Raw genomic sequence first — 19,720 nt, 5'->3', positions numbered from 1 at the left:
CCGTCAACCTTTCATAACATTGACGTCTTCCACCGCGATGGAGCCGCGATTACGGAAGAAAACAACGAGAATTGCCAGACCGATGGCTGCTTCGGCAGCAGCAACAGTCAGAACGAAAAGGGCGAAGACCTGCCCGACCATGTCGCCGAGCTGGCTGGAGAACGCCACGAAATTGAGATTGACCGACAAAAGGATCAATTCGATCGACATCAGGATGACGATGACGTTCTTGCGGTTCAGGAAGATGCCGAAGACGCCAAGCGTAAACAGGATGGCCGAAACGGTGAGATAGTGGGCGATACCGATTTCCATATGCTTATCCTCAGATGCCTTTGCCCGTTTCGACCTTCTTGATCTCGATCGCCGTTTCGGGCGTGCGAGCTACCTGGGTCGGGATGGACTGGCGCTTGACATTCGGCTTGTGCCGCAGCGTCAGAACGATGGCGCCGATCATCGCGACCAGAAGGACGAGACCAGCAACCTGGAAGTAGAAGACGAAGTCGGTGTAGAGAATGTCACCCAGAGCAGCGGTATTGCTCCGCTCGGCGATATTCGGGATCGGCACGGAACCCTGCCCCAGCTTCGGCGCAAACATGTTGCTTGCGAACACGAAGATCAGTTCGCCGAGCAAGATCAGACCGACCAGAGCGCCGACCGGTGCATATTGCAATGCGCCGCGCTTCAGTTCGGAGAAGTCCACATCCAGCATCATGACGACGAAGAGGAAGAGAACCGCCACTGCACCGACGTAAACGACGAGCAGGATCATGGCGAGGAACTCGGCCCCGGTCAGCAGGAACAGAGCTGCCGCATTGAAGAACGTGAGGATCAGAAATAGCACCGAATGCACGGGGTTGCGTGCCGCAATCACCATGAACGCACTGGCGATCATGATGAAAGCGAACAGATAGAAAAACGCTGCCGCAATACCTGTCAGCATGGGGATCCCCCAACACCTTTCCGTGAGCAAAGCCTTATTGCCTCGCTCGCTTTAGTCTTTGTTTGCCGCGAATATTCGCGAAACTTAAATTCCAGCAACAAGATGGGCCGCCCCTTCCTGTTGCCGCTTTTCAAACCGGATGCCGAAACGAGGTTTCAGCAAAACCAATCAGCGATATGGCGCATCCATCGCGATATTGCGCGCGATTTCGCGTTCCCAACGGTCGCCATTGGCAAGGAGCTTGTCCTTGTCATAGTAAAGTTCTTCGCGGGTTTCGGTCGCGAATTCGAAATTCGGACCTTCCACGATGGCATCCACCGGGCATGCTTCCTGGCAGAAACCGCAATAAATGCACTTCACCATATCGATGTCGTAACGCACCGTGCGGCGGGTGCCGTCGTTGCGGCGCGGACCGGCCTCGATGGTGATGGCCTGCGCCGGGCAGATCGCTTCGCAAAGCTTGCAGGCGATGCAGCGTTCTTCACCGTTCGGGTAACGGCGCAGCGCGTGCTCTCCACGGAATCGCGGAGAGACCGGGCCCTTTTCATGCGGGTAGTTCAACGTCGCCTTGGGCGCGAAGAACTGGCGCATGGAAAGAAAGAACGCGCCGACGAATTCCTTGAGAAGGAGCGATTTGGCTGCTTGAGCGAATGAAGCCATAGTTATTACTCCTTACGCCAGACCGAAGACTTTGAGGAAGGTCGCGGTTGCGACAACCATGAAGAGCGAGATCGGCAGGAACACTTTCCAGCCAAGGCGCATCAGCTGGTCGTAGCGGTAACGCGGAACGAAAGCCTTCACCATTGCGAAGAGGAAGAAGCAGAAGCAGAGCTTCAGCATGAACCAGATGATGCCCGGAACCCAGTTGAGGAACCAAACGTCAACCGGAGGCAGCCAGCCGCCAAGGAAGAGCGTCGTCATCAGGGCGCACATCAGCGTGATCGCCACATACTCGCCAAGGAAGAACAGAAGGAACGGCGTGGACGAATATTCGATCATGTGACCGGCCACAAGTTCGGATTCAGCTTCGACAAGGTCGAATGGCGGACGGTTCGTTTCGGCAAGTGCCGAAATGAAGAAGATCACGAACATCGGGAACAGAGCCAGCCAGTTCCAGTCGAGGAACGAAGCCGGAAGGCCAAGCATGGTGCCAAGGCCCGTATTCTGCGAAAGCACGATATCGGTGAGGTTGAGCGAGCCAACCGTCAGCAGAACCGTGACAATCACGAAGCCGATGGAAACTTCGTAGGAAACCATCTGCGCGGCAGAACGAAGCGCACCGAGGAACGGATACTTCGAGTTCGATGCCCAGCCACCCATGATCACGCCGTAAACTTCGAGCGAAGAAATGGCGAAGATATAGAGAATGCCGACATTGATATTGGCGATGGCCCAGCCTTCATTGACCGGAATGACCGCCCAGGTTGCCATTGCAAGCACGGCAGAAACGAAAGGCGCAAGGAGGAAGACACCCTTGTTTGCGCCAGACGGAATGATTGGTTCCTTGAAGACGAACTTCAACAAGTCGGCGAAAGCCTGGAACAGACCCCAGGGACCGACAACGTTCGGACCGCGGCGAAGCTGTACCGCTGCCCAGATCTTGCGATCTGCATAAAGCAGGTAAGCAACGACGATCAGCAATACGACGAGCAGAACGACCGACTTCAGCGCTATGATAAGCGCGGGCAAGACGTAAGCTGCAAAAATACCTTCCATTGTTCCGTCTCTCTCTCGCTTACTCGGCAGCCTGCTGGAAGCCGCCAGCCGCGAGCGCCGAGCATTCGGCCATGACGGCGGAAGCGCGCGCAATTGGGTTCGTCAGGTAGAAGTCCTTGACCGGGGAAACGAACGCAGCGCCGCCGCCCGGATTGGATGCTTTCGCTGCCAGCGCCACGAGATCGTCGGCGGAAGCAGGCGTGATGGTGTCGATGGCCAGCATATGCGGATAGTCCGCATAGAGCTTGGCGCGAAGCTGCTGCATCGAATCGAACGGCAGGCGCTTGCCAAGGCTGTCGGAAAGAGCGCGCAGGATTGCCCAGTCTTCCTTTGCCTCGCCCGGTGCGAAACCGGCGCGGCTGCCAAGCTGCACGCGACCTTCGGTGTTGAGCCAGGTGCCCGACTTTTCCGTGTAGGCTGCGCCCGGCAGGATAACGTCGGCAGCGTGTGCGCCGGCATCGCCGTGCGTGCCGATGTAAACGACGAAGCTCGAACCCTTTTTGGTCATGTCGAGTTCGTCTGCACCGAGTAGGAACACGACATCAAGATTACCCAGCATGTCGCCAGCCACCTTGCCGCCCTCACCCGGCACGAAGCCGAGATCCAGAGCACCAACGCGCGAAGCGGCAGTGTGCAGAACGGAGAAGCCGTTCCACTCGTCCTTGATGGCGCCGACGTCCTGAGCAAGCTTGGCTGCGGTCGACAAAACTGCAGAACCGTTTTCGCCGGTGAGCGCGCCCTGACCGATGATGATCAGCGGACGCTCGGCCTTGGCCAGCACGTCGCGGAATGCGTTCTTACCGGAAGCGACTGCTGCGAGCGTTTCAGCGCCAGCACCCAGATATTCATATTCGTAGCGCAGTTCAGCCTGTTCGCCGATCAGAGCGACCGGGAAATGGCCCATGCGCTGACGCTTGCGGATGCGAGCGTTCAGAACAGCAGCTTCAACGCGCGGATTGGAACCGATGATGAGCAAAGCATCAGCGTTTTCCATGCCTTCGATCGTTGCGTTAAAGAGATAGCTTGCGCGACCCAGAGCCGGGTCGAGTGCAGCGCCATCCTGGCGGCTATCGATATTGGCAGTGCCGAGTGAAGCCATCAGGCCCTTCAGCGCATAGATTTCTTCAACCGAAGCCAGATCGCCAGCGACTGCGCCAATCTTGTCGGCGGAGGTTGCGGAGACCTTGGCAGCAATAGCGGCAAAAGCTTCCGGCCAGCTTGCGGCGGCCAGACGGCCATCCCTGCGAACATAAGGACGGTCGAGGCGCTGGGTGCGCAGACCATCCCAGATGAAGCGGGTCTTGTCGGAGATCCACTCTTCGTTCACCGCTTCATTGACACGCGGCATGACGCGCATCACTTCGCGGCCACGAGTGTCGACGCGGATATTGGAACCGACCGCATCCATCACGTCGATGGTTTCTGTCTTGTTCAGTTCCCACGGACGGGCCTGGAACGCGTAAGGACGCGAGGTCAGAGCGCCAACCGGGCAAAGATCGATAACGTTGCCCTGCAGTTCCGACGTCATGGCGCGTTCGAGATAGGTGGTGATCTCGGCATCTTCGCCACGACCGATGAGGCCCAGTTCAGAAATGCCAGCCACTTCCGTCGTGAAGCGGACGCAGCGCGTGCAGTGAATGCAGCGCGTCATCACCGTCTTGACGAGCGGGCCGATATATTTGTTTTCAACGGCACGCTTGTTCTCGCGATAGCGCGAACCGTCGGTGCCGAAAGCCATTGCCTGATCCTGCAGATCGCACTCACCGCCCTGATCACAGATCGGGCAATCCAGCGGGTGGTTGATGAGCAGGAATTCCATCACGCCTTCGCGGGCCTTCTTGACCATCGGCGTGTTGGTGAAGATTTCAGGCGCTTCGCCATTCGGGCCGGGACGCAGATCGCGCACGCCCATGGCGCAGGATGCCGCCGGCTTCGGCGGTCCGCCCTTTACTTCAACAAGGCACATGCGGCAGTTTCCGGCGATGGAAAGCCGTTCGTGGAAACAAAAACGCGGGACTTCAGCCCCCGCGGCTTCGGCAGCCTGAAGGAGCGTATAGTGATCGGGTACTTCGATCTCTGTGCCGTCTACCTTAATATTTGCCATCGCTTATCCAAACCTGCGGCTTATGCCGCATCTTCCAGATCTCAAACTTTCGAGCGGTCTTCTTCAAACCGCATGCAACTCGTTAAGCCTTATTCCGCTGCTTCCAGACGGATATTGCGGCTCTGAACGGCGTTGCGGGTATAATCGTCAATGCGCTTTTCAATTTCCGGACGGAAATTGCGGATCAGGCCCTGAATAGGCCATGCAGCAGCATCACCGAGAGCGCAGATCGTGTGACCTTCAATCTGCTTGGTCACATCGAACAGCATGTCGATTTCACGCTTCTGCGCGTTACCCTTGACCATGCGTTCCATCACGCGCCACATCCAGCCGGTGCCTTCGCGGCAAGGCGTGCACTGGCCACAGCTCTCGTGCTTGAAGAACGCTGCCAGACGGGCAATCGCCTTGATGATGTCGGTGGACTTGTCCATGACGATCAGGCCGCCGGTGCCGAACGACGATTTCTTGTCGCGCATGCCGTCAAAGTCCATGATGGCATCCATCATGTCTTCGCCCTTGATGACCGGGCACGATGCACCGCCAGGAATAACCGCCAGCAGATTGTCCCAGCCGCCACGAATGCCGCCGCCGTGCTTTTCAATCAGATCACGAAACGGAATGCCGAGGCCTTCTTCGATGACGCAAGGCGTGTTCACATGACCCGAAATCTGGAACAGCTTGGTGCCGACATTGTTCGGGCGTCCGATGGACGAGAACCAGGCCGCGCCACGACGCAGGATCGTCGGCGCAACGGCAATCGATTCCACGTTGTTCACGGTCGTCGGGCAGCCATAAAGGCCCATATTTGCCGGGAATGGAGGCTTCAGACGCGGCTGGCCCTTCTTGCCTTCAAGGCTTTCGAGCAGAGCCGTTTCTTCGCCACAGATGTAAGCACCGGCGCCGTGGGATACGAGAACATCCATATCCCAGCCGCACTTGTTGCCCTTTCCGAGCAGACCGGCTTCGTAGCACTCGTCGATAGCGGCCTGCAGCGCTTCACGCTCACGCATGAACTCGCCGCGAATATAAATATAGGCGGTGTGTGCGCCCATGGCGCAACCGGCGATTACGCAGCCTTCGATCAGCGTATGCGGATCGTGGCGCAGAATTTCGCGGTCCTTGCAGGTGCCCGGTTCGGATTCGTCGGCATTGACGACCAGATAATGCGGGCGACCGTCGCTCTGCTTCGGCATGAACGACCACTTGAGACCTGTCGGGAAGCCAGCGCCGCCACGGCCACGCAGGCCCGACGCTTTCATCTCGTCGATGATCCAGTCACGGCCCTTTTCGATCAGGCCCTTGGTGTTGTCCCAATGGCCGCGCGCCATGGCACCCTTCAGGAACTGATCCTTGAAGCCGTAAATATTGGTGAAGATGCGATCTTTATCAGCCAGCATGTCTCACCTGTTTCCGTTCGTGTTTGCCAATATCGAAGTCATCATACCGGCTTCTTTCCGAATACCTTGATGTATTCCTCGACGCCGCCCTTGGCCAAAGCCTTGGCCTGCTTTACCCAGTCTTCACGCTCGATGCGACCGTGGAAGCTGAGATAGCCGTCGACCCACTCGCGCTCGGCCTTCTTCCAGGAAGCGACCTGCTTGAAGGTGAAGATACCCAGCTCATGCAAGGTTTCCTCAATCTTCGGGCCAACGCCGGAAATCAGCTTCAGATCGTCAACAGCTTCCGGACGCTCCATGGCAACCGGACGGTTCTTGTCATCAAGCTTGAATGCCTGCTTGCTGTCGACCGACGCGGCCTTTTCGGCAGCCTTCGACACCTTGACATCCGAAGGCGTCTTGAGCGCCGGATCGGTTTCAGGTGCATTGGTTACCGGCTTTGCAGCATTCGACGGAGCGACGTTCTTCGCTTCGTCGGCAGCTTTTGCAGCGGCTTCCGCCTTGGCCTTCTCTTCAGCTTCGGCCTTCGCCTTGGCTGCGGCGGCATCAGATGCCTTGCGGGTCTCAAGACCGACCTTCTTGTAGTCGAGATCTTCGGTCAGAGCGGTCAGGCCATTGATCGGCTCGGACGTCACACGTCCATCCTGCGGACCCGGCTTCACGGTGTCGCCCTTGCCAGCTTCAAAAGCATCGATGATTTCGGCAAGACGCTCCGGCGTCAGATCTTCATAGGCGTCCTTGAAGATCATGACCATCGGTGCATTGGCGCAAGCGCCCTGGCATTCCACTTCTTCCCACGACAGCGTTCCGTCGGCATTGAGCTCAAACGGGTCGTGGTTGATCTTGTGGCGGCAGACATCCATCAGCGCTTCCGAACCACGCAGCATGCATGGCGTGGTGCCGCAAACCTGAATGTGAGCGCGTGTGCCAACCGGCTTTAGCTGGAACTGCGTATAGAAAGTCGCGACTTCCAGAACGCGGATCAGCGGCATTTCGAGCATGCCTGCGACATGTTCAATAGCAGCTTTCGTGACCCAGCCGTCCTGCTCCTGCGCACGCATGAGCAACGGAATAACAGCCGACTGCTGACGGCCTTCGGGGAATTTTGCGATCGTCTTGTGCGCCCATGCCTGATTTTCCGCGTTGAACGCGAAAGCGGCTGGCTGGACGGCATCATCTGCGAGACGGCGAACGGACATCAGCGGTCAACCTCACCAAACACGATATCGAGCGAGCCAAGAATTGCCGACACGTCAGCCAGCATATGGCCGCGGCACAGGAAATCCATGGCTTGAAGATGGGCAAAGCCCGGAGCGCGCAGCTTGCAGCGATAAGGCTTGTTGGAGCCGTCCGACACGAGGAAGACGCCAAATTCACCCTTCGGTGCTTCAACTGCTGCGTAAACTTCACCGGCAGGCACGTGATAGCCTTCCGTGTAAAGCTTGAAGTGATGGATAAGCGCTTCCATCGAGCGCTTCATCTCGCCGCGCTTAGGCGGCACGATCTTGTTGTCGGCATTGGAAACCGGACCGACGCGCTCCTTGCCGAGCAGAAGATCAACGCACTGGCGCATGATGCGTGCCGACTGGCGCATTTCTTCCATACGGATCAGGTAGCGATCATAGCAGTCGCCGTTCTTGCCGATCGGAATGTCGAATTCCATCTCGTTGTAGCACTCGTAAGGCTGCGACTTGCGCAGATCCCATGCCGCGCCCGAACCACGCACCATGACGCCCGAGAAGCCCCATGCCCATGCATCTTCCAGCTTCACGACGCCGATATCGACGTTACGCTGCTTGAAAATACGGTTCGGCGTGATGAGATCATCAAGATTGTTGAGCGTATTGAAGAACGGATCGATCCATTTGCCGATGTCTTCAACGAGCTGATCCGGCAGGTCCTGATGGACGCCGCCCGGACGAAAATAGGCTGCGTGCATACGTGCGCCACAAGCGCGCTCGTAGAACACCATCAGCTTTTCGCGCTCTTCGAAGCCCCAGAGCGGCGGCGTCAAGGCACCGACGTCCATGGCCTGGGTGGTCACGTTCAGAAGATGGTTCAGGATACGGCCGATTTCCGAATAGAGAACGCGGATCAGTTGGCCACGCTTCGGCACATCGATACCCAGCAGGCGTTCGACGGCGAGTGCATAGGCGTGCTCCTGGTTCATCGGCGCCACGTAATCGAGGCGGTCGAGATAAGGCAGAGCCTGAAGATAGGTCTTGGCTTCCATTAGCTTTTCGGTACCGCGATGCAGCAGACCGATATGCGGATCGACGCGCTCGACGACTTCACCGTCGAGTTCAAGCACCAGACGCAGCACGCCGTGCGCGGCAGGGTGCTGCGGACCGAAGTTGATATTGAAATTGCGGACCTGAGTCTCAGCCATGTTCAGCTTCCTGTTTGGCTGCAAGAGCCGCCAAGAACTCCTCGCCGGTCATCCGGTGGGTGTCATTGGCAAAATCGTAATTCGCAGGCTTGTTATCGATGAAGATTTCTTCGGCGAAATGAAAACGTTCCGGCTCGGCAAAGGCCTGCATCGAAACAACCGTCATTCCATCATGGACACCGCGCCAGAACAGCGACGAACCGCACTTCGAGCAGAAGCGGCGTTCGCCCCATTCCGAAGAAGAATAAGTCGCCAGGGCAGCTTCGTTTTCGATTTCAACCGAAGTGCCGCAATTGACGGCCATGAAAGCACCCCCCGACCAACGCCGGCACATGCTGCAATGGCAGACATCCATTTCCATCTTCACCGGAGAAGCAGTGAATTTCACCTCTCCGCAAAGACATTGACCGTTCAATCTTTCGCCTGCGCCCATGAGTATGCCCTCAGTTCGCCTTGGCTTTCTCGTCGCCCGGCAGAACGTAATCCGTTCCTTCCCAAGGCGAGAGGAAGTCGAAGTTGCGGAATTCCTGACGCAGCTGGACAGGCTCGTACACGACACGCTTCAGCTCGTCGTTATAACGAACTTCAACGAAGCCGGTGAGCGGGAAGTCCTTGCGCAGCGGATGGCCTTCAAAACCATAGTCGGTCAGGATGCGGCGCAAATCCGGATGGCCGGAGAAGAGAACGCCGTACATGTCGTAGGTTTCGCGCTCGAACCATTCGGCACCAACGAAGACCGGCACTGCGGAAGGCACCAGCGTATCTTCGTCAGCCTGAACCTTGACGCGGATGCGCTGGTTCTGGCGCGGAGACATCAGCTGATAAACGACATCGAAGCGCTTGGCGCGCTGCGGATAGTCGACGCCTGAAATATCCGTCAGGTTGACGAACTGGCACTGCACGTCGTCACGCAGGAAGGTCAGAACGCTGATGATGCTCGCGGCCGGAACCGAAAGCGTCAACTCGCCATAGGCAAGTTTCGCCTCTTCGATCGCGTCGCCGAGGCGTTCCTTGATATAGCCGGAAAGTTCACCGAGAGCTTCTTCGCTCATTTTCCTAACTTCCTTCTTTAGAACTCACACCGCACTTGCCTTTTGGGAGGCCCTTTTCAGGGGATGGCAGGCAGTCGAACCCTAACAAAACTTGTCTTGCGCAAACCGGTCGATAACCGGCTCAGCGCTCAATCGTACCCGTGCGACGGATCTTTTTCTGAAGCATCAGAATGCCGTAGAGCAGTGCTTCAGCGGTCGGAGGGCAACCCGGAACATAAATATCGACCGGAACCACGCGATCGCAGCCACGCACCACCGAATAGGAATAGTGGTAGTAGCCGCCGCCATTGGCGCAGGAACCCATCGAGATAACGTAACGCGGCTCCGGCATCTGGTCGTAGACCTTGCGGAGAGCGGGTGCCATCTTGTTGGTCAGCGTGCCGGCAACGATCATCACGTCGGACTGACGCGGTGATGCGCGCGGAGCGATACCGAAGCGTTCGGCGTCGTAGCGCGGCATGGAAATGTGCATCATTTCCACGGCGCAGCATGCCAGACCGAAGGTCATCCACATCAGCGAACCGGTACGCGCCCAGGTAATCAGAGCGTCAGCGGATGTGACAATGAACCCCTTGTCGGACAGTTCGCTGTTCAGATCGTTGAAGAATGCATCGTCGGAACCGACAGGCTTGCCCGTGCGCGGGTCAAGAATGCCCTTCGGCTGCGGAGCCACGAGCGTTGTGTTGGCTGTGGTCAATCCCATTCCAGCGCTCCCTTCTTCCATTCATAAATGAAACCAATGGTCAGAACGCCAAGGAACACCATCATCGATGCAAAGCCGAACCAGCCAATTTCGCCAAAGGACACAGCCCATGGGAAAAGGAAGGCGACTTCCAGATCGAAGATGATGAAAAGAATCGACACCAGATAGAAACGGATGTCGAACTTCATACGGGCGTCATCGAAGGCATTGAAGCCGCACTCGTAAGCAGAAAGCTTTTCGGGGTCGGGCTGTCTATAGGCGACAAGAAACGGCGCAACCAGGAGGGCTACACCAATTACCATCGCAATGCCGAGAAAGATGACGATCGGCAGGTAGGAACTTAAAAGCTCGTTCATGGTCCTTTATCCGGCTTGAATACGAGGCTGCGCCGCCTGTCATAAGCTTTTTGGAGCTGACGACCATGCGACACATTGCATCTGTTGCAACCTCGTCGCCCAAGCAGCTTCAAAAGGCATGCCGTGCGAACTAAGCGCTTTTCGCCGGGACGGTTATCGCAGCGCGTTCACAAGCGCAACCCCTCCGGCATGATCTATTGGGCAAAGACGAGCCAAGATGCTTAACAAGCCATGGCATCAAGCCCGCATATCCCACTGAAAACCCGTATAACATGAAAAGATCATAATTTCGTGAGGAAAAGTCGCACGGACTGGTCGGCTTAGCAATCGCCAGGAGAATCAATTGCCTGCAACTTGGGAATGAAAGTTGGGGGTTTCAGCTCTCGCTTTAAAATGAACTCATGGAGCAGCAGAAGCCGTCACCCCGACCAGCCTACCGGGCAGATAAAGCACAAGCGATGCAGCTCCCTTGATTGCAGAGGCACCGTCTGCCAGCACCGCCTGCCCCGTTGTCTGCTTCTCCCGCCCGTTCAGAGCGTCCAGCGAAAGGCTGCCATCACTGACCAGAGCCATGAGCGATGGCGACGATGCAAAGACATTATGTTCGCCTCCATCCAAATCGGTAGCGTCGATCACCGCGATTCCATATTTCTGGAGCGTCGGAATACTGGTGCCGTCCCCTACTCGCGCATGGCCGCCCGTAATAAAGGATGAGACCCCGAGCGCACGATCGCTGCGCGACGTCATCACCGCCGTTGGGCGCGGCATGGGATCGATATCCTTGATCTGCTTTTCGAAGACGTCGAGATCGATGTCCGGTGCGGCGAGCAACAGCGCATTGATGCGACGCAACACATTCTTTTCGCCACGCAGAGACAGGGTTCTCAGAGCCTCCATAGTCACGAAGCTGCCCATGGAGTGCCCGACGAGAACAATACGCTCCGCCTTGCTGCGGGCGACGAGTTCCAGCAATCGTGCCAGACCGTCACGCGCGAAGTCCGCGCTGTCACGATCATAGACATAAAGCCCAAGATCGCCGCCCGACGGCCAGGCATATTCGACCGCCACCGACTTCATTTTGTAATCATGGACAAATTGCGCAGTGCGGAATGTGCTGTCGGCAAAATTATTGTTGTAGCCATGCACAAAGATCAGGATTTCCTTGTCCTTCGGTCCCTGCTTCGCCAGGGCGGCATTCAATTGCGCGAGAAACTGCTCGGCATTGTCGTAAGGCTGGTATGCCGTGGCGGCGAAATTTTTGGCGGGATCAGGCTTGTAGCCGGTAGACTCAACCTGTCCTTTGACGTGAGCTGCCGGAATCCCGACATCAACCTGCGCAAAATTCAGCGTTTCCGAGCGCTTTGAATTGTAAGGCTGCGAGAAATTATCCGAGCGCTGGCGGCTCGTCGCAACATAAATAGGAACTACCGCCGCCGCTTTTGCAGGCTTGACGATAGCGGCTTCGGCTGCGGCCACCGATTGCGGGCTTGAATTCGGTCCATGCCACAGCACAGCGCGGGGTGTGCCACACCCGGCAAGAATCAAAAACGTTGCAAGCACACCAAGATAAGCGCGTCGGGTCATCGTCGCAGCGATCCGTTCCTGTCATCCGATTTCACGCGATTGAAAACAGGAAATTCGTTCCATGGCAATGCATGGACCAAATGGGCCGCTTCTCGCCAACTCAAATTGTCGCGAAGTGCCTGCGGCGCGGACATTGAGAAATTCCGTTCGCGTTTATCGAGAAAGTTGGAATGGAAGCGTTCCAAATGCTGCAAGCTTTGCGAAGCCATGCCTTCAGATCGCGTTCGCCCCGGCTATCATGAAGCACATTGTCGGCCAAAGTATCGCAAGGAGGTCACGTATGAGCCATTATCTGCTCGCCAGCGGCGATCTTCTCGCCATTGCCGCGATCATCCTGTCAGTCGCCTATCTATCCTGGAAGCAGTTTTCCAAATAGCAGGCGTACGGTTCGGCGAAACAGCTACGCTCCGGCAATTCCATCAAGATTCTTTGAAGATGCGGCGACCCGAGAGACAAGGCGGTGGGCGCCACTTTCGTGTCAACGTTCAATCTATCGATTTGTTGAGAGGAAAGTGGCGCGAGTGACGGGGCTCGAACCCGCGACCTCCGGCGTGACAGGCCGGCACTCTAACCAACTGAGCTACACCCGCGCATTTCTCGGCAACCTTTCGGTTGCGTCGCACCGGCGTTTCCGTCCGGTGTGAGCGGTCGTTTAAGGGGTTCTCGAACAAGTGTCAAGCAAGGGTCACGAAGAAAGAATAAGAATTTTCGATTTTGCTGCAGAACACCCGATTTCCGGGCTTTTTCAATGACATCAAACTTATCCACAAACCCGGCCCTGTACTCGAATCCAAACCAACTTTCAGAATCATCCGCATCGCAATCACCGACAGCCCTCCCCGCAGCAAATAGTGATACGTCAGTTGGCCACTTGATTTCATACCAACCAGTTGGTATTGTATCTTAAGGAGCACGATTATGGCACGCAAACAAAATCCAATGACCCGGTCCAACCTGCTTGATGCAGCATTAAGCGTTATTCGCACCAAGGGTTATGCCGCAACGACGGTCGATGACATCTGCAACAAAGCGTCCTTATCCAAAGGTGCTTTCTTTCATCATTTTTCCAGCAAGGAAGATCTGGCCGTTGCTGCCGCGAATTACTGGTCGGAAATGACCGGCACGTTCTTTGCGGAGGCCACCTATCATGCTCCCGAAGACCCGCTTGAGCGCGTGCTGGCCTATGTCGAGTTGCGTAAGCAGCTGATTCAAGGCGAGTTGCCTGATTTCACCTGTCTCGTCGGCACCATGACACAGGAGGTCTACGAGACCAATTCCGTGATCCGCGATGCCTGCTGGGACAGCATTTCAAGCCATGCAGACACGCTTGTTCCGGATATCGCAGCCGCGATGGAACGCTATCCGGCTGCAGATGAGTTCACCGCTGAAAGCCTGGCTCTGCATACGCAGGCGGTCATTCAAGGCGCTTTCATCATCGCCAAGGCAAGCGGTGATCCGCTGCGTGCGGTGGAAAGTGTCGACCATCTCAAGCGGTATATAAGCCTGCTCTTCAAACACCCCGCCAATACCCATTGAACAGAAAACCGACAAAGGGAGGAAACCATGCCCAGCACTATTCGCCTGCACCGTGTATTTGCCACCAAGCCGGAGAAGGTTTATCGCGCATTCGTCGAGCCGGATGCGGTGGCCAGCTGGTTGCCGCCATATGGCTTCACTTGCACCGTCTATGAACTGGACGCAAAGGTCGGCGGCAAACACAGAATGTCGTTCCGGAATTTCACAACCGGTCACAGCCATTCCTTTGGCGGCACATATGTGGAACTCGTTCCGGGAGAACGGCTGGTCTATACGGACAGTTTCGACGATCCGAACCTGCCCGGCGAAATGAAGGTCACGATAACCTTGAAAGCCGTTTCGGTCGGAACGGAAATCAACATCGAACAGCAGGGCGTCCCCGATATAATTCCGGCTGAAGCCTGTTATCTCGGCTGGCAAGAATGTCTGGACAAGCTGAAGAAGCTCGTCGAGCCTGAAATCAACCAGTAACGCTGTTTCGGCGATGACGCATGGCTTGTTGCCGACCGTGCGTCATCGATCCGATAATCCCTACACAGCCTGTGGCTGCCTCACCGAAGAGAGATGGCGAACCACAACCGGCACCAGCAGCAGCAGCCCCACGATCGACGAGTAAATCTCCGGCGCGACCAGAAGAATGGCTGCAAAAATCATCAGGACATTTTCCCAGGCCTTGGTCCGCACCAGGAAGAAACCTGACAATGCGGCACCGAGAGCGGTGATGCCTATGGCGCAACCAAGGAACGCCACCAGGAAATCCGGCCAGTTGAAGTCCGATGTAACCAGCAGGAGTGACGGAGAGAAGACGAAGACAAACGGCACGAGCACCTTGCCGAGACCGAGCCGGAAGGCCGTATTGCCTGTCTTGAACGGATCGGCGCCCGCCATACCTGCCGCCGCATAGGCGGCAAGCGCAACAGGCGGCGTGATATCCGCCAGCACCCCGTAATAAAAGACGAAGAAGTGAGCCACAATGGGCTCAACACCCAGCAGCCCCAGCGCGGGCGCGGCAATTGTCGCCATGATGATGTAATTGGCTGTCGTCGGAATTCCACAGCCCATCAGAATGCAGACAATCCCCGTCATGACGAGCGTGAAAAGCAGCGTCAGTGTCTGCGGACCGAACCAGGCGGCAGGCAGAATGGTGCCGAAATAGGTGGCAAGCTGGCCTGCAGTCGACGTCACGATATAGGAAATCTTGAAGCCAACGCCGGTAAGCGTCACCACGCCGACAATAATGCCGACGGTCGCCGCCGCAGCGCCAACGGCGAGCGCATATTTGGCGCCGTCGCGCAGTCCGTCAAAAATCTCGCCTATCGACATGCGCTTGCGCGGATTAAGCAATCCCACCGCAATACAGAGCGTAATGCCCCAGAACGCAGCCAGATAAGGCGTATAACCCGACAGCAGAACACCGATCAGCACGATCAGCGGAATAACGGTCGGCCAGTCGCGCTTGAATGCTTCCTTCAGGTCAGGCAGTTCTTCCTTCGTCATGCCGCGCAAGCCGTTGCGCTTGGCTTCGAAATGAACCTGCATCAGAACGCCGAAGAAATGCATGAAGGCTGGCACGATGGCTGCCAGAATGATCGTCGTGTAAGGCAGGTTCAGAAATTCGATCATCAGGAACGCCGCAGCGCCCATGATCGGCGGCGTGATCTGCCCGCCTGTCGATGATGCTGATTCCACGGCAGCGGCAAAGTGGCGTTTATAACCGAGCCGGATCATCGCCGGGATCGTCAGCGAACCGACTGTCACCGTATTGGCGACCGACGAGCCCGAAATCATGCCGAACAAGGCGGAGCCAAAAATGGAGACCTTTGCCGGACCGCCTGCGAAACGGCCTGCTACCCAGGCCGCGCAGTCCAGAAACAGCTGACCGAGACCGATGCGGGTTGCAAAAACCCCAAACAGCACGAAATGGAAAACATAGGTCGCGACCACACCGAGCGCGATACCGTAGATACCTTGTGTCGTCAGATAAAGATGATCGACAAGCTGGCTGACCGTTGCACCCGGATGCACGAGAATGCCCGGCATATGCTGCCCATAGAGCGCATAGAGCATGAACAGGACCGATATGATCGGCAGTGGCCAGCCGACGGAGCGCCGCGTCGCTTCCAGAAGGACCAGAATGAGAAGGCCGCCGAGAACGACATCCGTGGTCGTCGGATTGCCGACGCGGAAAGCCAGATCGTCGAGCGGTATCATTGGAACGTGGGCGACGGACACGACCGCGATGATTGCCAGCGCCCAATCGATAATGGAAATGCCAAGCGGTCTCAGCCACGACGATGTGGTGGGCTTGTCGTATCCCTTGCGGGAAAACGGGAAAACAAGAAAGACGAGACCGAGTACGAAGGAAAGGTGAATACCGCGATGCACCATTTCCGACAGAAGGCCGAAACCCGCAGTGTAATAGTGGAAGATGGAAAGTGCGATCAGCAGCGCGCCAACGATGCGGGCTGCGAGCGGCCCCAGCGGGCGAAAACGAATCTCGGAGTCGAATTTCTCTTCTAGCTCGCGCGCCTTGGCTTCATCCAGTTCCATGGGCGACAGTTTCGCCTCTTGCTCGCTCACCATACTGGCCTCTCCATCCAGAGCGCAGCTGATCCACTTGAATCAAAAAACACTCTAATCGCTTGTTTTGAAATGCTTATATACCTGAAAGATGCTTTGTACCGGACTGGAAGCAAATGCACGGAGTTCCGGTGAAACTCCGTGCAACTTGTTCATCCGAACCGGAATGGTCGGCTTATTTCAGAACGCCTGCTTCCTTGTAGAAGCGTTCTGCGCCGGGATGTAGCGGAATGCCAAGGCTGGTCGTTGCCGTATCAAGCTTGATGAGCTTGCCCTTTGCGTGCCCGGCATCGAGTGCTTTCCGGCTGTCGTCGTTAAACAGGGTTTTGGTGATGTTGTAGACGAGTTCATCCGGTTGCTTGGCGCTCGTCACCCATTGCGCCGCGACAGCCAGAGTTTCGGTCTGACCGACATCCTTGTAGGTATCGGCAGGAACAGCATCCTTCGAGAAGAACGAGTATTTCTCAAGAATCTTCTGCGCTTCCGGACCGGAAATCGGAACCAGCGATATGCCGTTCGATGTGGCAAGCTCCGAGATTGCGCCGGTCGGATAGCCGCCAACGAAGAAATAGGCATCAAGCGCGCCGTCCTTCAGACGCTCTCCTGCAGGTCCCGGCTTCAGATGTTCAGCCTTGATGTCGCTTTCGCTCAATCCATACGCTTCCAACACGATGCGGGCATCAACGATCGTACCCGATCCCGGTTCATCGATGGAAACGCGTTTTCCCTTGAGATCGGCAACGGATTTGATTCCTGCATCCTTGCGGGCGACCAGATGAATGGTTTCGGGGTAGAGCGTAGCAATCAGGCGCAGATCTTCGACATTGCCCTTGCCGTCATAAAGACCGGTGCCGGTATGCGCCCAGTAAGCCACGTCCGACTGGGTGAAGCCGGATTCCAGCGATCCGGACTGAATAGCGTTGATATTGGCGACCGAACCGTTCGATGAAACCGCCGTCGCCACCAGACCGGGAACGCCTTTATCCCCTGCCCCGGAAATCGCGTTGGCGATCAAGCCACCGATCGGATAATAGGTGCCCGCTGTTCCTCCGGTGCCTATACGAAAGAAGGCGGGAGCCTGTGCAAGAGCGATGCTGGCTCCGACAGCCACAATTCCTGCAAATGCAGCAACCACACCGCGCCGGGTGAACTTTCCCATTGTCATATCTGCTCTCCGTTCCCAGAATAATTTTGTTCAAATTGTGTCGCCGAGCATGGAAAGCTGGGCGCGGCTTGTCAAGCGTCCAGTCCGCCATTGGCCAGACCTGCTGAATTTTGATATAATCTCAAAGCTCGAAGCGGTATTCTATCAAAATTAAAACCTCGATAAACAAGAAATAACAAGATTTATAAAACTACAATATGATAAATCATCGAGTAATTTAAATAAAAAATCAAAAACTATACATATTTACTTGTAAACCACATAAATAACCGTCAGAAATCGAATTCCAACTCCATAAACGACTTGAAAGCGCAGAATTTGTCGCTATCTTGGCTTCATGGCGTGTGCTGCGTGCGCCCAGGGATTACCCTGAATACGGAGACTGTTTTTAACCGTTTCTGTCAGGGAGCTGCCATGGCTGGTCGCATTCAAAATACTATACGCAATTTTCTTGATAGTGAGTCGTCAGGCGGCCTGCTGCTTATAGCTTCTGCGGCAGCGGCATTGCTGGTGGCAAACTCGCAGTTTTCAGAAGCTTATTTTGGCGCCCTTCATGCCTATCTCGGACCGCTTTCTGTCCAGCACTGGGTGAATGACGCGCTGATGGCAGTGTTCTTCCTCATGGTCGGGCTGGAGATCAAGCGCGAGATGGTTGACGGCCACCTTTCGTCATGGCCACGCCGCATTCTGCCCGGTGCAGCAGCAGCGGCAGGCATGGCAGTGCCGGCGCTCGTCTACCTTGCCTTCAATCTCAATAACGGTGCTGCCCATGGTTGGGCGATCCCGGCTGCGACCGATATCGCGTTCGCGCTCGGTGTTATTTCCTTGCTGGGGCCAAGAGTTCCGACATCGCTGAAGGTGTTTCTTGCAGCTCTTGCCATCATTGACGACCTCGGCGCAGTGATTGTCATCGGATTGTTTTATACAACCGGCGTTTCACTGATGGACCTTGGTTTGGCTGCAGCAGTCGTCGCTGCCCTGGTAGCCTTGAACCTGAGCGGCGTGAAGCGTCTGACACCTTATCTTCTGCTGGGCCTCGTGCTGTGGTTCTTCACCTATCGCTCGGGCGTTCACGCGACCATTGCAGGCGTTTTGCTTGCGCTGACCATTCCGATCAAGCGCACCCCCGCGAAGCCTGAAGCGACCGTCTCCGAAAGCCCGTTGCATCTGCTCGAGCATAGCCTCATCAAGCCGGTTTCGTTCATCATCGTGCCCATATTCGGTTTCGCCAATGCAGGCGTCAGCTTCTCCGGTCTCGGCATGGAAGCCTTCTTCGCACCGGTGACGATGGGTGTTGCCGCCGGTCTGGCCATCGGCAAGCTTGTCGGCATATTTGGCGCGGTGTTGCTGCTGGTGAAAACCGGAATCGTCGGCCTGCCCGCCGGGGCAAGCTGGCCGCAAATGCTGGGAACGACGCTTCTGTGCGGTATCGGCTTCACGATGAGCCTCTTCATCTCGCTTCTCGCTTTCGATGACGTGTTGCTGCAGAACGAAGCGAAAATCGGGATATTGATTGGCTCGCTCGTTGCCGGTCTCGCCGGGTTCATCGTGTTGCGTTTTTCAAAACGTGCCGATGGGCGGAATTTCAGCCAGTAAGTCGGATACAAACAATGCCCGGATGCTGAGCATCCGGGCATTGTTTCATCACTCCACCTGAACTTATCGAGGGTCTGCTATCCTCGTTGCGCATTGAGCGTTTCGTCGGATGGTTTCCAGATTCTATAGCGGATTTCAAAGCCATCTTTCGCATAGATGACGATCGGAAGCCGGCTGTTGTAGCGGAGCATGAAGTTCTCACCCCGAACCGGCACGAAATCGGTTCGCTTGCTGTCCTCCGGACAAGCCATGAGCGTGCCCGACATGCGGTCGCTTGCCGCCAGAGTGAAATAGTCAAAGCCCCAGCCCTCGACGGTGCTCGGCGTTAAACTTCCACCAAACCAGCTGATATTGCAGTCCACGGTTGCGTTGCGGCCCGCGATAATTTCAACCTTGGCATCCTGTTCTTTCTCCAGTGGCGGAAGATGGATGACATAACGGTAAGAGCCCGACGGTGCTGCCGGGAAAGCTTCGAGATTCCGTTCAGATTCGGTCTTGTCCTGAGCGCTCGCGCCATTTGGAACGCCGAAGCTGACGGCGACCAGCGCTGTCAGTAAGAAATGTCTGACCTTCATGTTCATGCTCTCATCTGTTGCAGGTTT

19 protein-coding genes and 1 tRNA gene are annotated in these 19,720 nt (G+C 56.3%); 3 read left to right on the top strand and 17 right to left on the bottom strand.

What is annotated here, in order from left to right; genetic code table 11:
• Positions 1-3 precede the first annotated feature (3 nt).
• The 14 genes from nuoK to LJ361_RS04510 all read right to left on the bottom strand — a co-directional run bounded on the left by nuoK (position 4) and on the right by LJ361_RS04510 (position 12,831).
• Positions 4-312 carry an NADH-quinone oxidoreductase subunit NuoK gene (gene nuoK, locus LJ361_RS04575; RefSeq protein ID WP_006466598.1) on the bottom strand — a complete coding sequence of 103 codons (309 nt, stop codon included), beginning with the start codon at positions 310-312 and terminating at the stop codon, positions 4-6.
• Positions 313-322: 10 nt separating this feature from the next.
• A complete protein-coding gene (locus LJ361_RS04570) occupies positions 323-940 on the bottom strand; it encodes an NADH-quinone oxidoreductase subunit J (protein WP_010661180.1) in 618 nt (205 codons plus the stop codon).
• Positions 941-1,108: 168 nt separating this feature from the next.
• A complete protein-coding gene (gene nuoI / locus LJ361_RS04565; protein WP_007874549.1) occupies positions 1,109-1,600 on the bottom strand; it encodes an NADH-quinone oxidoreductase subunit NuoI in 492 nt (163 codons plus the stop codon).
• A 12-nt stretch (positions 1,601-1,612) separates the two neighbouring features.
• Positions 1,613-2,656: an NADH-quinone oxidoreductase subunit NuoH gene (nuoH, locus tag LJ361_RS04560; protein ID WP_010661179.1), complete on the bottom strand. Its 1,044-nt coding sequence runs from the start codon at positions 2,654-2,656 to the stop codon at positions 1,613-1,615.
• 19 nt (positions 2,657-2,675) lie between these two features.
• Complete coding sequence (gene nuoG / locus LJ361_RS04555; protein WP_151616346.1) at positions 2,676-4,760, bottom strand: NADH-quinone oxidoreductase subunit NuoG; 2,085 nt, start codon at positions 4,758-4,760, stop codon at positions 2,676-2,678.
• Positions 4,761-4,849: 89 nt separating this feature from the next.
• A complete protein-coding gene (nuoF, locus tag LJ361_RS04550; RefSeq protein ID WP_264812778.1) occupies positions 4,850-6,157 on the bottom strand; it encodes an NADH-quinone oxidoreductase subunit NuoF in 1,308 nt (435 codons plus the stop codon).
• 41 nt (positions 6,158-6,198) lie between these two features.
• On the bottom strand, positions 6,199-7,356 hold the full coding sequence (locus LJ361_RS04545) for an NADH-quinone oxidoreductase subunit E (protein WP_010661176.1): 1,158 nt from the start codon (positions 7,354-7,356) through the stop codon (positions 6,199-6,201).
• A complete protein-coding gene (locus LJ361_RS04540) occupies positions 7,356-8,546 on the bottom strand; it encodes an NADH-quinone oxidoreductase subunit D (RefSeq protein WP_010661175.1) in 1,191 nt (396 codons plus the stop codon). Before LJ361_RS04540 ends, LJ361_RS04545 begins: the two co-directional genes overlap by 1 nt.
• Positions 8,539-8,979, bottom strand: a complete 441-nt coding sequence (locus tag LJ361_RS04535; protein ID WP_010661174.1) for a GFA family protein — start codon at positions 8,977-8,979, stop codon at positions 8,539-8,541. The genes LJ361_RS04540 and LJ361_RS04535 overlap by 8 nt, the downstream gene beginning before the upstream one ends.
• 10 nt (positions 8,980-8,989) lie before the next feature.
• The gene (locus LJ361_RS04530; protein WP_010661173.1) at positions 8,990-9,598 is read right to left on the bottom strand and encodes an NADH-quinone oxidoreductase subunit C; all 609 of its coding nucleotides are present in this window, start codon (positions 9,596-9,598) and stop codon (positions 8,990-8,992) included.
• Between the two features lie 121 nt (positions 9,599-9,719).
• Complete coding sequence (locus LJ361_RS04525; RefSeq protein WP_010661172.1) at positions 9,720-10,301, bottom strand: NuoB/complex I 20 kDa subunit family protein; 582 nt, start codon at positions 10,299-10,301, stop codon at positions 9,720-9,722.
• Positions 10,292-10,657, bottom strand: a complete 366-nt coding sequence (locus LJ361_RS04520) for an NADH-quinone oxidoreductase subunit A (protein WP_006466588.1) — start codon at positions 10,655-10,657, stop codon at positions 10,292-10,294. Before LJ361_RS04520 ends, LJ361_RS04525 begins: the two co-directional genes overlap by 10 nt.
• Positions 10,658-11,056: 399 nt before the next feature.
• Positions 11,057-12,241: an alpha/beta hydrolase gene (locus LJ361_RS04515; RefSeq protein WP_226622193.1), complete on the bottom strand. Its 1,185-nt coding sequence runs from the start codon at positions 12,239-12,241 to the stop codon at positions 11,057-11,059.
• 513 nt (positions 12,242-12,754) lie between these two features.
• A tRNA-Asp gene (locus LJ361_RS04510) sits at positions 12,755-12,831 on the bottom strand.
• A 328-nt stretch (positions 12,832-13,159) separates the two neighbouring features.
• Here LJ361_RS04510 and LJ361_RS04505 point away from each other — a divergent pair.
• Both LJ361_RS04505 and LJ361_RS04500 read left to right on the top strand, forming a co-directional pair.
• Entirely contained in the window at positions 13,160-13,777 is a 618-nt protein-coding gene (locus tag LJ361_RS04505; RefSeq protein ID WP_226622194.1) for a TetR/AcrR family transcriptional regulator, read from the top strand.
• Positions 13,778-13,804: 27 nt separating this feature from the next.
• Entirely contained in the window at positions 13,805-14,248 is a 444-nt protein-coding gene (locus LJ361_RS04500) for an SRPBCC family protein (protein WP_012092264.1), read from the top strand.
• A gap of 60 nt (positions 14,249-14,308) precedes the next feature.
• Here the strand turns inward: LJ361_RS04500 and LJ361_RS04495 are convergent, their stop codons facing one another.
• Positions 14,309-16,360: a TRAP transporter permease gene (locus tag LJ361_RS04495; RefSeq protein ID WP_010661167.1), complete on the bottom strand. Its 2,052-nt coding sequence runs from the start codon at positions 16,358-16,360 to the stop codon at positions 14,309-14,311.
• A gap of 172 nt (positions 16,361-16,532) precedes the next feature.
• Positions 16,533-17,522 (bottom strand): TAXI family TRAP transporter solute-binding subunit, encoded by a 990-nt coding sequence (locus LJ361_RS04490; RefSeq protein ID WP_264812770.1) that lies wholly within the window; start codon positions 17,520-17,522, stop codon positions 16,533-16,535.
• Between the two features lie 414 nt (positions 17,523-17,936).
• Here LJ361_RS04490 and nhaA point away from each other — a divergent pair, with 414 nt between their 5' ends.
• The gene (nhaA, locus tag LJ361_RS04485; protein WP_010661165.1) at positions 17,937-19,118 is read left to right on the top strand and encodes a Na+/H+ antiporter NhaA; all 1,182 of its coding nucleotides are present in this window, start codon (positions 17,937-17,939) and stop codon (positions 19,116-19,118) included.
• 77 nt (positions 19,119-19,195) lie between these two features.
• Here nhaA and eco read toward each other — a convergent pair whose 3' ends face one another.
• Entirely contained in the window at positions 19,196-19,693 is a 498-nt protein-coding gene (gene eco / locus LJ361_RS04480) for a serine protease inhibitor ecotin (protein WP_010661164.1), read from the bottom strand.
• Between the last annotated feature and the right edge of the window lie 27 nt (positions 19,694-19,720).

Source organism: Brucella sp. JSBI001 (genome assembly GCF_026014005.1).
GTDB lineage: Bacteria > Pseudomonadota > Alphaproteobacteria > Rhizobiales > Rhizobiaceae > Brucella > Brucella anthropi.
The sequence above is the reverse complement of the archived record's forward strand: the minus strand, read 5'-3'. Positions and strand labels throughout refer to the sequence as shown.